The 12,358-nt window shown below is 67.9% G+C and carries 14 protein-coding genes; 5 read left to right on the top strand and 9 right to left on the bottom strand.

What is annotated here, in order from left to right:
- Positions 1–8: 8 nt before the first annotated feature.
- On the bottom strand, positions 9–794 hold the full coding sequence (locus AC5Y4N_RS07560; protein WP_499905380.1) for an Rv0361 family membrane protein: 786 nt from the start codon (positions 792–794) through the stop codon (positions 9–11).
- A 124-nt stretch (positions 795–918) separates the two neighbouring features.
- Between AC5Y4N_RS07560 and AC5Y4N_RS07555 the strand changes: the two genes are divergently transcribed.
- Complete coding sequence (locus AC5Y4N_RS07555) at positions 919–1,332, top strand: DUF3151 domain-containing protein (RefSeq protein ID WP_499905383.1); 414 nt, start codon at positions 919–921, stop codon at positions 1,330–1,332.
- A gap of 1 nt (position 1,333) precedes the next feature.
- Here the strand turns inward: AC5Y4N_RS07555 and AC5Y4N_RS07550 are convergent, their stop codons facing one another.
- Genes AC5Y4N_RS07550 through AC5Y4N_RS07540 form a run of 3 tightly spaced genes read right to left on the bottom strand, consistent with a single transcriptional unit; the run spans position 1,334 to position 3,781 of the window.
- Positions 1,334–2,227, bottom strand: coding sequence for a cation diffusion facilitator family transporter (locus AC5Y4N_RS07550; protein WP_499905385.1), 894 nt, complete (start codon positions 2,225–2,227; stop codon positions 1,334–1,336).
- 52 nt (positions 2,228–2,279) lie between these two features.
- Complete coding sequence (locus AC5Y4N_RS07545; RefSeq protein ID WP_499905389.1) at positions 2,280–3,059, bottom strand: site-2 protease family protein; 780 nt, start codon at positions 3,057–3,059, stop codon at positions 2,280–2,282.
- A 38-nt stretch (positions 3,060–3,097) separates the two neighbouring features.
- Positions 3,098–3,781 carry a peptidase M50 gene (locus AC5Y4N_RS07540; protein ID WP_499905393.1) on the bottom strand — a complete coding sequence of 228 codons (684 nt, stop codon included), beginning with the start codon at positions 3,779–3,781 and terminating at the stop codon, positions 3,098–3,100.
- Positions 3,782–3,836: 55 nt separating this feature from the next.
- Here AC5Y4N_RS07540 and AC5Y4N_RS07535 point away from each other — a divergent pair, with 55 nt between their 5' ends.
- The 4 genes from AC5Y4N_RS07535 to AC5Y4N_RS07520 all read left to right on the top strand — a co-directional run bounded on the left by AC5Y4N_RS07535 (position 3,837) and on the right by AC5Y4N_RS07520 (position 7,290).
- Complete coding sequence (locus AC5Y4N_RS07535; RefSeq protein WP_499905396.1) at positions 3,837–5,135, top strand: adenylosuccinate synthase; 1,299 nt, start codon at positions 3,837–3,839, stop codon at positions 5,133–5,135.
- Entirely contained in the window at positions 5,132–5,761 is a 630-nt protein-coding gene (locus AC5Y4N_RS07530) for a PaaI family thioesterase (RefSeq protein WP_499905398.1), read from the top strand. The genes AC5Y4N_RS07535 and AC5Y4N_RS07530 overlap by 4 nt, the downstream gene beginning before the upstream one ends.
- A gap of 25 nt (positions 5,762–5,786) precedes the next feature.
- Entirely contained in the window at positions 5,787–6,563 is a 777-nt protein-coding gene (modA, locus tag AC5Y4N_RS07525; protein ID WP_499905401.1) for a molybdate ABC transporter substrate-binding protein, read from the top strand.
- 280 nt (positions 6,564–6,843) lie between these two features.
- Positions 6,844–7,290 (top strand): STAS domain-containing protein, encoded by a 447-nt coding sequence (locus AC5Y4N_RS07520; RefSeq protein ID WP_499905403.1) that lies wholly within the window; start codon positions 6,844–6,846, stop codon positions 7,288–7,290.
- Between the two features lie 20 nt (positions 7,291–7,310).
- On the opposite strand, the gene AC5Y4N_RS07515 is transcribed toward AC5Y4N_RS07520, so the two are convergent.
- From AC5Y4N_RS07515 to AC5Y4N_RS07495, 5 genes are all read right to left on the bottom strand, one after another.
- Entirely contained in the window at positions 7,311–7,835 is a 525-nt protein-coding gene (locus AC5Y4N_RS07515; RefSeq protein ID WP_499905405.1) for a MarR family winged helix-turn-helix transcriptional regulator, read from the bottom strand.
- Between the two features lie 123 nt (positions 7,836–7,958).
- Positions 7,959–9,431: an alpha/beta hydrolase gene (locus AC5Y4N_RS07510; protein ID WP_499905409.1), complete on the bottom strand. Its 1,473-nt coding sequence runs from the start codon at positions 9,429–9,431 to the stop codon at positions 7,959–7,961.
- Positions 9,432–9,523: 92 nt separating this feature from the next.
- The gene (locus AC5Y4N_RS07505) at positions 9,524–10,777 is read right to left on the bottom strand and encodes an alpha/beta hydrolase (RefSeq protein WP_499905414.1); all 1,254 of its coding nucleotides are present in this window, start codon (positions 10,775–10,777) and stop codon (positions 9,524–9,526) included.
- 174 nt (positions 10,778–10,951) lie between these two features.
- Positions 10,952–11,836, bottom strand: a complete 885-nt coding sequence (locus tag AC5Y4N_RS07500) for an MAP_0585 family protein (RefSeq protein ID WP_499905417.1) — start codon at positions 11,834–11,836, stop codon at positions 10,952–10,954.
- A 58-nt stretch (positions 11,837–11,894) separates the two neighbouring features.
- Positions 11,895–12,344: a lipoprotein LpqH gene (locus tag AC5Y4N_RS07495; RefSeq protein ID WP_499905420.1), complete on the bottom strand. Its 450-nt coding sequence runs from the start codon at positions 12,342–12,344 to the stop codon at positions 11,895–11,897.
- Positions 12,345–12,358 lie beyond the last annotated feature (14 nt).

Genomic DNA, 12,358 nt, shown 5'->3' with positions numbered 1-12,358 from the left:
TCTCGCGCCTAACCGATTGGCCCGTCGCAGATCTTCCAGCGGTCGTCCAAGTACTGCAGGTCGAAGCTGCGGGTCGACCGCACCTGCGGCGCGTAGGCCATGAACGTGGTGACGTTGGCCTCGGCATGCTTGTCGTTGACCACCACCTGGTCGATGCTGGCGACCACCGGGTACTGCTTGGCGGCCGCGACCCGCTGATGGGTGGCGGCCCAGTCGTCGTCGGGAAAGTTGGCGTAGCGGTCATGCGTGGCGCCGCAGGTGATACTGCGCAGTTGAGCCAGGTCGCCCTTTTGGATCGCAGTGTCGAATTCCTCGATCGTCTGGCGCACCAGGTCTTCCTGAGAGGCCTTCGACGAGGACCGGTGCGTCAGCCAGATGGTGCCCAGCACGGCGATCGCGGCAAGCGCGGCGATCACCAGCGCCAGCGCGAGCACCAGACCCCAGCTGCGGTGCCGCGCAACGTCCGGTCGTGGCGGGATCGATTGCGGCCCAATGGGTCTCGGTTGACCGGGGGCGGCGATGACCTCGGTCACCGGCTCGGGGGCGGTGCGGATGATCTCCGTGGACCGCGCGTCGAAACTCGACGGCGCGCTGTAGCGCCGCTGCGTCGGCTCGTCGTCGTGGCCCGACAGCACCTCGGTGGGCTCGGCGGTGTCGAACTCGGGTTGCGGGTCGGCGGTGCTGATCGCCTCGGTCGGATGCTCCGACGGCGGCTCTTCGGCCCGGTCCTGGCGGTCGTCGGCCGCGGTTTCGTCCGGCGTGGCGTCCTGGCCGGGACCCGAAGGGTTCGACATGGGTGTGGCTGTCCTCTGGTTGTCACGAGGGCGACGGGTTGTCTCCGCGGAAGCTTAACGACTCGTGCGGGCGGTGCCGGTCAGGCTGGCGAAGCGTCGAAGGCGGCACGGCACAATGGGGCGCATGACTCAGTTCGGCGACTTGTTGGGACCCGACCCCGTTCTGCTGCCCGGCGACCCGCAGGCCGAGGCCGAGCTGGCTGCCGGCGAGAACCCGGCGATCGTCGCGGCGGCTCACCCCGCGGCGTCGGTCGCGTGGGCGCAGCTGGCCGAAGACGCCCTGGCCGACGACAAGGCGATCACCGCCTACGCCTACGCGCGCACCGGCTACCACCGGGGGCTGGACCAACTGCGCCGCAACGGCTGGAAGGGTTTCGGCCCCGTGCCCTACGACCACGAGCCGAATCGCGGTTTCCTGCGATGCGTGGCCGCGCTGGCCCGGGCTGCGGACACGATCGGCGAGACCGACGAGTACCAGCGCTGCCTGGATCTGCTCGACGACTGCGATCCCAGCGCCCGCGGCAAGCTCGGGCTCTGAGTCACCAGTCCGTCTGGGTCTGACAGTCGTCGGCGTCCTCGGGCGGCTCCACTTGCACCGTCGCGTGCTCCAGCCCCCGTGCCGCGAGCACCGCGCGCGCGTCGGCAAGCACTCGCGCCGAGTCGTCGCAGCTCGTCAGGTGCGCGGTCGCCATGTCCTTACCCGGTACCAGGGTCCAGACGTGCAGATCGTGGACGTCGAGCACGCCGTCGACGCCGTGGAGGGCTGCGCGCAGTTCGTCGACGTCGATGTGGGCGGGCGACGACTCGGACAGGATGCGCAACGCCGCACGGGCCAGCGACAGTGCGCGCGGCAACACCCACAGCGCGACGAACACCGCGACGACGACGTCGGCGTACGGCCAGTGCGTGGTGACGGTGACGACGCCCGCGACGAGCACACCGAGGCTGCCGACCGTGTCGGCGACGACCTCCATGTACGCCCCCTTGACGGCCAGGCTCTCCCGCGAGCTGGACCGCAGCAGCAGCACCACGACACCGTTGGCGATGAGGCCCGCCACCGCGACGACGATCATCGGCACGCCGGCCACTTCCGGTGCGTTGCCGAGCCGTTCGAACGCCTCGTAGAGGATGAACGCCGAGACGCCGAGCAACAGCACCGCGTTGCCGACCGCGGTGAACACCTCGGCGCGGTGCCAGCCGTAGGTGCGTGCGGGCGAGCTGCTGCCGCGGCGCGCGAGCACCAGGGCCGTGAGTCCCATGAACAGCGCGACCAGGTCGGTGAGCATGTGACCCGCATCGGCAAGCAGTGCGATCGAGCCGATCAGCAGCGCCGTGGTCAGCTCGACGGCGAAGAACACGGTCAGCACAGCGGCCGCGGCAACCATCCGGGACAGGCGGGCGTCGGCTGCTCTGTGGTCGTGACCTGCGCCCATGCCCGCAATCTATGCGCCGCCGCGCATATGTCGCAAGGCCTACGTCGCTAGGTCAGAACCACGCGGACCAGAACCGCGTCAGCTGGCTGCCCCACGCCGCCAGGATGCTCGGCACGCCGGACAGCTCGAACAGTTGGTAGACGATCGAGAAGAACGCGTGGTTGAGCGGTGGCGCGATCAGCAAGATGAACACCACCAAAAAGCCGAACTGTTTGGCCGGCTCGAGCGCGCGCTGGGTCTCGTAACTCAGGTGTGGCTCCAGCGCCTCGTACCCGTCGAGCCCCGGGATCGGCAGCAGGTTGAGCACGACCGCGGTCACTTGCAGGAAGCCCAGAAACGCCATGCCGGACCAGAACACCGCATGCCCGAGGTCCGCGAACTCTGCGGTGAGAACAAGCAACAGCACAGCCAGCACCGCGTTGACGCCCGCGCCGGACAGCGCGACGGCCGTGCGTCGCCAGGGCTTCATCCACGAGGTGCGCACGTACACCGCGCCGCCGGGCAGCCCGATTGCGCCGAGCGCGATGAACAGGATCGGCAAACCCAGCGACAGCAGCGGGTTGCTGTAACGCAGCGGATTCAAGGTCAGGTAGCCGCGGACCGCGACGTCGCGGTCGCCGTAGCGCCACGCGAGGAAGGCGTGCGCGAATTCGTGCAGACACAGCGACACCAGCCAGCCTGCGATGACGAACACGAACACCCCGGCATACGCCAGCGGCGTGCGGGACGACTCGGCGAGCCACGCCAAGACGCCGCCGAGCACAGTGGTCGCGCAGATGGCCAAGAAAATCGGGCTGGGCCGCACCGATTGCTGCAGCGGACGGATGTTCACCCCACGAAAACTACCTGCCGTGCGCGGGCTTGCCGGTTCTACCGTGCGAGCAGCCAACCCTTGACATGCCGATAGAACGTCGACCGCCGCACCGTGCGTGCTGCGGCCACACCGTCACGGGCGACCACCGCACCGGTAGTGCCGAGCTGGGCCGCGCGGCCGGTGACCCAGCGGCGCCGCTCACCGCGCGCCGTCACCACCGCCGCCCGCAGGCCGGGCATCGAGGCCGTCGGCTCGATCCGCACCCAGGCCACGTCGCCGTCGAACAGCGTGGTGTCGTCGACCACCGCTTCACCGTGCAACAAGCCGTCGGCGCCGCGCCACATCGCCGCGCCGGCGATCGCGTGGCCGGTGTCGTCGCGGATCAGCGGCACCCGCTGCGCTGCGCGGCGCAACGCCCGTCGGGCGCCGCGCCGGCCTGCTGCCAGCCCGTAGGCGCGAGTGGCCGGCGACCGGTGTGCCGACACGAATCCGATTTCCACGTCCAGGTTTTCGGTGCGCAGCAGCGTCGTCAGCACTGTGGCGAGGTCGGCGTCCGAGCCGACGACGATCAGCCGGCGATACGACCGGGCCGCGCCTTCGATGTCGTCCACGTCGGCGACAGGCAGCTCGCGCAGCACCCACGGCAGAGAGCGGCCGTCGAACGCCAGCACAGCGACGGCGGTATCTTTCTGCTCTTCGCGCGAGCGCTCATCGCCAGTCAAAGCGAAACTCCTGCGCATTGCTCGGATAGGGTGGGTCACCGGCTGCACCACGATTTCAGCGGGAGACTACGCCATGCCGGCAATCGTCCTGATCGGCGCCCAATGGGGCGACGAAGGAAAGGGCAAGGCCACTGATCTGCTCGGTGGCCGCGTCCAGTGGGTGGTGCGCTATCAAGGTGGCAACAACGCCGGGCACACCGTGGTGTTGCCCAGCGGCGAGAATTTCGCGCTGCACCTGATCCCATCGGGCATTCTGACGCCGGGCGTCACGAACGTAATCGGCAACGGCGTGGTGATCGACCCCGGAGTTCTGCTGTCGGAGCTCAGCGGACTCGAGGAGCGCGGCGTGGACACCGAGCGGCTGCTGATCGCGGCCGACGCGCACCTGTTGATGCCGTACCACGTCGCCATCGACAAGGTGACCGAACGCTACCTCGGCAACAAGAAGATCGGCACCACCGGACGTGGCATCGGACCGTGTTACCAGGACAAGATCGCGCGCATGGGTATCCGGGTAGCCGACGTGCGCGACCCGGCACTGTTGACCCAAAAGGTCGAAGCCGCACTGGAATTCAAGAATCAGGTGCTGGTCAAGATCTACAACCGCAAGGCGCTGGACCCCGACACCGTCGTCGACACGGTGCTACGGCAGGCCGAAGGATTCGCGCATCGCATCGCCGACACCCGGCTGCTGCTGAACACCGCCCTCGACCGCGGAGAGACCGTGTTGCTCGAGGGCTCGCAGGGCACCCTCCTCGACGTCGACCACGGCACGTATCCCTATGTCACGTCGTCGAATCCGACGGCCGGCGGCGCGTGCGTGGGGTCGGGCATCGGTCCTACGAAGATCACCGCGGTGCTCGGAATCCTCAAGGCTTACACCACGAGAGTGGGGTCCGGGCCGTTCCCCACCGAGTTGTTCGACGAGCACGGCGAGTATCTGGTCAAGACCGGCGGCGAGTTCGGCGTCACCACCGGCCGTCGCCGACGCTGCGGCTGGTTCGACGCGGTGGTGGCCCGTTATGCGACGCGCGTCAACGGCATCACCGACTACTTCCTGACCAAGCTCGACGTGCTGTCCAGCTTGCAGACGGTTCCGGTGTGCGTCGCCTACACGGTCGACGGCAAGCGGGTCGACGAGATGCCGATGACACAGAGTGAATTCATGCGCGCCGAACCGGTTTTCGAGGAGTTGCCCGGGTGGTGGGAGGACATCTCCGGAGCACGCGAGTTCGACGACCTGCCAGCCAAGGCCCGCGACTATGTGCTGCGCGTGGAAGAGCTTGCGGGGGCGCATGTTTCGTGCATCGGCGTCGGCCCGGGGCGCGACCAGACCATCGTCCGGCGCGACATTCTGCGGACGGGCGCATGAGCAGCGAGCCGATGGATCCCGACTACCGCAAGCACGGCGGATTCCCCGACTACGAGGCCACCGACCCGCCGCCGGGTTTTGTCCGATTCGTCACTGCGATGCGCCGGCTGCAAGACCTTGCGGTGTCGGCCAATCCCTCCGAGGATGACTGGGACAAGGCGGCTGATCGGGCCGAAGAGCTCGTCGAGCTGTTGGCGCCCACTGTCGCGCCGGAGGGCGTGGCCCCGGCCGGCCGCTCGCCCAAACTGCCCGGGATGGGCAGCCTGCTGTTGCCGCCGTGGGTGCTCACTCGCTATCAGTCCGACGGTGTCGAAATGCGCGGACAGTTCACCCGATACCACGTGGGCGGGAACAACGCCGTACACGGCGGCGTGCTGCCGTTGCTGTTCGACTGGCTGTTCGGCATGGTCGTGCATGCGGCGAACCGGCCCATCAGCCGTACGGCGTTCCTGCATGTCGACTACCGCAAGGTGACTCCGGTCGACCAGCCGTTGACCGTGCGCGGCCGGGTCGATTCGACCGAAGGTCGCAAGGCGTTCGTGTCCGCGGAGTTGACCGACGGCGACGGTGCGCTGCTCGCCGAGGCGCACGGCCTGATGGTGCGACTCCTGCCCGGACAGCCGTGACGTCCGATGATCCAGGGGGAAAATCATGACATGGGCGGCTCGATGGCCTGCGGCGCTACTCATGGTGGTCGGGCTGCTCGCCGGGTGCGGGTCGTCGAAGGACACTTCCGCGCCCTCGTCGTCGAACAGCGGCAGAATCGTCGTGTTCGCTGCAGCATCGCTGAAAAAGGCATTCACCCAGATAGGCGAACAATTCAAGACGGACAACCCCGGTGCCGACGTCGAATTCTCTTTCGCCGGGTCGTCGGATCTGGTCACCCAGTTGACCCAGGGCGCTCCGGCTGACGTATTCGCCTCGGCAGACACCAACAACATGAACAAAGCTGCCCAGGCCGGCCTGCTGTCCGGGAGCCCGGTGAACTTCGCCTCGAATACGTTGACAATCGTTGCGGCCCCGGGCAATCCGAAGAAGATCAGCTCTTTCCGGGACTTGGCACGACCCGGCTTGTCGGTAGTGGTGTGTGCGCCGCAGGTGCCTTGCGGGTCGGCCACTCATAAAGTCGAGCAGGCCACCGGTGTGCAGCTGAATCCCGTCAGCGAAGAATCGCAAGTCACCGACGTACTCAACAAGGTGACGACAGGACAGGCCGACGCCGGCGTCGTGTACGTGACGGACGCGCAAGCCGCGGGCAGCAAGGTCACCGCTGTGGGGTTCCCTGAAGCTGCGGCAGCGGTCAACACCTATCCGATTGCCGTCCTCAAGCAGTCCGAGAATCCAGAATTGGCACACAAATTCGTCGATCTCGTCACCGGTGAAGCCGGACAGAGGACATTGGCGGCAGTCGGTTTCGGCAAGCCCTGAACAAGCGCGGCGCGATTGGACCCAGTTGCCGGTGAACAGCGACCGCCGCTGCTTATTGACAGTCGTGTAGCAGAAACGTCCGAAACCTATCCATCGGCGACGGATAGGACTAAATTGTGAAACACCTCCATCGGCAGCAGATGCGGCCGCGGAGGCGTCTTGCGGGTTGAGAGCGCAGCCGGCATCTAACGGCTTCTTCGGAGCCATCTGAACCGCCACGGCGTTTCGGCCGGCGCCGACGCAACGCGCGGCGTCCCGCGCGGAGATGAGGACCAGCGCCATGGCCGAGTTGAAACTCACCGGGCTGCAGGAGGATTCGGGATCCGGCGTTGCCGAGTTGAGCTGCCGAGGCGCCCGGCTGCGGGCACGCGTGTCCGATCCCGCCCTGACCATCATCACGGTCTGCGGCGACATCGACGCCGCCAACAGCGACTCGGTGAGCTTGTGGTTGCGCGAGGCGGTGCCCACCCAAGGCGCGCTGATCCTCGACATGGCCGACACCGATTTCGTCGGCATAGACGGCTTGCGCGCGCTGCAAACGGTCAGCGTGGAGTGTGCTCGGCACGGCGTGTGCTGGTCGGTGATCACCAGCCCGGCTGTAATCCGACTCCTGCGGATCGGCGATCCCGACCAAACGTTGCCCGCAGTCGGCTCGGCGATCGAGGCGCTGCAGCGGATCCGGCAGCACGCGCGGGGCACGTTGCGGTTGATGACGTCGGAGAACTGAGCCGAGTTAGGTTGGCGCCGTTAGCCTTTGGTTGACGTCGGTCCCGAATCTCGCATGTCGGCGAGTTCGTCCTCGAAGGCCGTCATCGCGGCGATCATCGCCGTGAACACCTGGTGTGCGGAACTGAGCTGCTCGTCGGTCAGCCCAGCCATTTCGGCGCGCATGTGAGCGCCGAGCCGGGTGAAAAACTGCTGTGCGAGCGCCATGCCTGCGGCGGTGTAGCGCAGTCGGGCACGGCGGCCGTCGGTGGGGTCCGGTTCTCGGCGGATGTGGCCGGCGGTGATCATCCGCTCGACCAGATAGGTGACGGTGGCAGGGGAGACGTTCATGTGGCGGCGCAGGGTGACCGCGGTCAACGGCTCACCGGTTGTCTCGGCGACCATGATCTGCAGCAGCGCGTGAAAATCGTTGTTGCCGACGCCGGTGCCCTGGGCGAAATAGCGGCCGATGCGTTCGGAGTACGCGGTGAGCGCACGCAAGTCCGCGGACATCAGCCCCTCCAGTACGGCGCGGCCGGACAACTGCTTGCCGGCGCGCTTGGTCATGGCTGCCCGTTTCCGTCAGGTGCTGACTGCTCCGCCGAAGCGGGAATCGTCGCGGTACTCAGTCATCGCACAGCTTCGGCTGGGGCGGCGTCAAGGGCCAACCGGTCGAGAGCGCCGGTGTGGTCACGGCTTGGCGGCCTGGGGCGGAGTCATGATCCGTGCGGCAATCCATGGCAGGGCGTCGGCGAATCCGCGGGCGGCGAACTGCCACGTGTGGTAGCTGACCTGGCTGTGCACCGAACAGCTGATGTTCACCTTCGTCGCCGCTGCGCATAGGTCTTGGGCGGCGCCGGCCTGGTCGGCGTCTTTGCCCTCGTCGTGTCCGCCGAATCCCTGCGGGGCGGCCGAATGCGGGCGTGCGCCCAGGTGCCCCACCACCGAATTCAGTTGATCCGCGGGTGGTTTGATGGTGTCTTCGAACCATCCCGCCACGCCGCGGTAAGGTCCGTGCTTGGCCATGACGGTGGCGGGATCGTAGGCGGCCCACTGCGCCGCGTCGCCGCCGTAGAGGCGATCGGTGGTCTGTTGCTTGGTTCCGGCGGTCGGGCCGTGATCGCCGGCAATGTCTTCGAAGGTGGAGAACAGCTCGGGGTGCATCACCGTCAGGTCGACTGCGCAGGTGCCGCCCATCGACCAGCCCACCACCGCCCACCGGGCCGCGTCCGGCGCCGCCCCGAACCGCGAAATAACGAAGGGCCGAACGTCTTTGATGAGATGATCGGCGGCGTTGCCGCGTGGGCCGTTGACGCATTCGGTGTCGTTGTTGAATCGACCGCCGGCGTCGACGAACACGAAGATGGGCACCTGCCCGGGGTGGCTGGCGCCGTAGCCGTCGATGACCGGCATGATGTTGCCGCTGCGGATCCAGTCGGCGGGCGTGTTGAACTCGCCGCCGATCATCATTACCGCCGGCAGCTGAGGTGGTGTGTCGCCGTCGAACCATGCGGGCGGCAGGTAGACGTATTCGCTGCGATGCTTGAAGCCGCTGGCGTCATCGGGAATGTCGACGTTGACCAACTTGCCGGTCGACACCGCCGTATTACGAAGTGCGGGAAGATCTTTGGCGTCTACCTCGTCCGGCAGCGGCCCCGCGGTCAGCGCGTTCCATGCCCCCTGGACGGTGGGGTAGTAGCCGACCCACTGGTTGAGGGTGATCAGCACCGCCAGCAGCGTCAGCGGAACGGTCAGCACCGACACCACCCGACGCCAGATCTTGGCGCCGCGCCACCCGACGACGGCCACCGCGATCGCGGCGACGAAGACGGCGGTCCACAGCCATAGTTGGACCGGCGCCGGATCTGACGCCAGACCTTCGGAATTGACGTAGGCCCGTGCCGCCAACGCCGCGACGGCTCCAGCGGCCACACTCACCGGCACCCACACCAGGCGCCAGCGCCGGGATCGCCAGCCGACCGCGGCCAGCACCGCGACGACGGCGGCGACCTGGACGAGGAGGGGAAGCCACCCGCCGAGCAGAGAGACGCCGTGGCGTGCCTGCACCCAGTCCGGTGGTGGAACCGGCGGCACTGGGGACGACGGTGCAGGCGGCGCGGGGGACGGCGGTGCCGGCGGAGCGTCGAAGAGCAGGTTGATCATTGCCGCCGCTGCGCCGCTCCTACTTTCACAACGCCATTGAGCCAGCCTTCCTGTCGATCAGGCTGAAAGCTTGCGCCGAATCCGCTGAACGTTCACCGAGTAGGGTCGGACTCCAGGTGCGCGGCGAGCCAGGGCAGGGCTGAGGCGAATGCGTGCGCGGCGAACTTCCAGGTGTGTTCCCCCGGCAGGACTTGCACCTCGGCGGCGATGCCGGCCCGGCGGGCCGCGGCGGCGAGCTGGTTGGCGTGGCGTTGGTGGGTGGGCTCGGCGGTGCCGCTGACGAACAGCCCGGCGGTGTCGTGGTAGCGGCCGTGGCGGGCCATCACGGTGAGCGGATCGTGAGCGGCCCATGCGGCCGCGTCGCCGTTGAACAATCTGGCGATCGTGTCTTGTCTGCTGCCGAGGTTGGGTCCGAGATCACCGGAGATGTCGACAAAGCTGCCGAAATCGGCGGCGTGTGCCACCACGAGGCTTACCGCGCAGGTGCCGCCCATCGACCAGCCAGCCACCGCCCATCTCCGCGGCCCCGCCGCGGCGTCGAACGTCGCCCTCAGATAGGTCGGGATGTCGGTGACGAGATGGTCTTCGGCGTTACCCGCGGCGCCGTCGACGCACTCGGTGTCGGTGACCACATCACCGGTGGCGTCGGTGAACACCAGGATCGGCGCACGCCCTTCGTGCTGCTCGGCGTAGGCGTCGGCGGTCTGCACCGCGTGCCCGGCGCGAATCCAGTCGTCGGGTGCAGCGAACACACCACCGATCAGCTCCACCACCGGCAGGTGCGGCCTCGGCCGGCCGAACCACGCCGGCGGCAGGTAGACGAACTCTTGGCGGTGCCGGAAGTGGCTGGCAGTAGCCGGTATCGAGACCGCGACGACGCGCCCGGTGCGGGTGCTCGGCGAGACGGCACTGAGCTGGGAAAGTTGCACCACAGTGGGCATCGGTGCATGCGAGATCGACAACCACGCGTCGCGCAGTGTGGGGTAGTAGCCGACGTCGGCGTTGACCGCGTTGGCCAGTGTCACCGTGCTGAGCAGTACCGCCAGCGCGGCCAGCCCGCGTCGCCACCACCGCTCGCCGCGCCAGCCCGCGACGAGTATGAGCGCCGCGAACAGGAGCGCGGCCACCCAGACCGGCGCCTCGGCAGGCAGTGGATCATCCATGCCCAGCACGGCCGGCACCGCAAACCAGACGGCGGCAGCACCGACGGCTGCGGCGACGGCGACGAGCGGAAGCCACCGTGTCCGCCAGTGCCGAGTGCGCCAGCCGATGGCCAACAGGACCACGCACAACGCGGCAGCCCGCAGGGCCCACGGAAGCCACCCGTCCAGCAGCGAGACCCTCATCGCAGCCACCCCCGGTCTTGTGGGCCGAAGGGAACTGGCCGCTGAGTCCCCAGTGCCCGCGGAGAATCCTATTGAATGGCGGCGTCGCTGCCAGCGCTTTCGCGGATACGCAAAACCGGCGCCGCGGACTGCCCGTCAGCCGGACCGGTCCGCGACGCCGGAAACCGCATCCCCTCAGAACAGGGGCACCCACACTCCGAAGTACCAGAATCCCCAGCCGCCGAACTGCGGGTTGAACACCGGAATGGCGGTGTAGCCGTTGTAGTCGAACGGCCCGAAATCAGCGCGGGCAGCGACCACGTCGCGCGGTGGGCCGTCATAGTGACGGTTCCATCCCCCTGCCGGCGGCGGTCCGTCCCAGCCGCCGGCAGGCGGCGGACCATCCCAGTTCGGTGGCGGCGCACCTGGCGCCGGGCCGTCGTTCCAGCCGGGGCCGCGTTCCGGCGGCGGTGGCGGCGCACCGTTGCCAGGCGTGCTGAAGCCGTGCGGTGCGTCACGGGGTCCGCCGACCTGGTCGTTGCCTCGCTCGAAATGCCCGGGCGGGATGTACGGCGGAGCGTTGTTCACCGGCGCATTACCCTGCGGACCCTGCGGCTGGTTCCCCTGCTCAGACCGGTCGCCCTGCGGAGCCTGGGGCGAGTTGCCTCGGGGCGCTTGATGGTTGTCGCCTTGCGGAGCCTGGGGCGAAATGTCTTCAGGCGCTTGGCGATTGTTGTCCTGCGGAGCCTGCGGTGAATTGCCTTGCGGCGCTTGCGGCGCATTGTTCTGCGGCCTCTCCGAGTTGCCCTGTGGACTCTGCGAGTTGCCCTGCGGACTCTGCGGCGCATTATTCTGTGGGCTCTGCGGCGAGTTGCCCTGAGACCCTTGGCGGTTGCTGTCCTGTGGGCTTTGTGGCGAATTGCCCTGCTGGCCCGGACCGCTCGGGCCGGGCTGGCAGTTCTGCTGGTTGCCGCCCTGACCGCACGGCTCGGCGACGGCTGGGGCGCCCGCGCCCCACAGCATCGCCGATAGGCTGACTCCGGCGGCTACCGCTGCGCCGGCTACTCGTCTGACGTACACAGTGATTTCCTTTCTTTGAGAGTTCTGCTGGCGACTCGCCGGTTCCCGGCGAGTATCTCTACGGGCAGGTGACGTCCAGCTCGAACGAACGCGACACCTGCTGCTGGGTACCGCTGTCGAAACCCGTCGCCGTGCCGGTGATCTTGTAGGACTTTCCGTTCAGCGATGCGGCCGCGCTGCCCTGGTTGGCCGCATCGGAATAGCCCAGTGTCACGCCGTTGACCACGCCGAGCCCCACCGCGTGCACCGCTGGCGGATTGGCGGTGGTGACCACCGCGCCGACACCGTTCGTCGGGTCGCCGATGCCGATGTTGACGTTGTCCCCGGAGGTGATGCAGCTGACCTGGCCGCTGACGTTCTGACTCTGCCCGTCCACGATCACCGCCGGGCCGGCCGCCGCTGCTGACGACGTCGACGAGCTGTCGTGGGACTTACCACCCGAACAGCCCGCCAGCGTCGCGGCCACCATGCCTGCAGCCGCGAGACCGAACATCAATTCACGCTTCAACCCGTTCTCCTTTG

The sequence above is a fragment of the Mycobacterium sp. NGS19 genome, from assembly GCF_059813155.1.
Note: the sequence above shows the minus strand (reverse complement) of the source record. Positions and strands in the feature narration are given on the sequence as shown.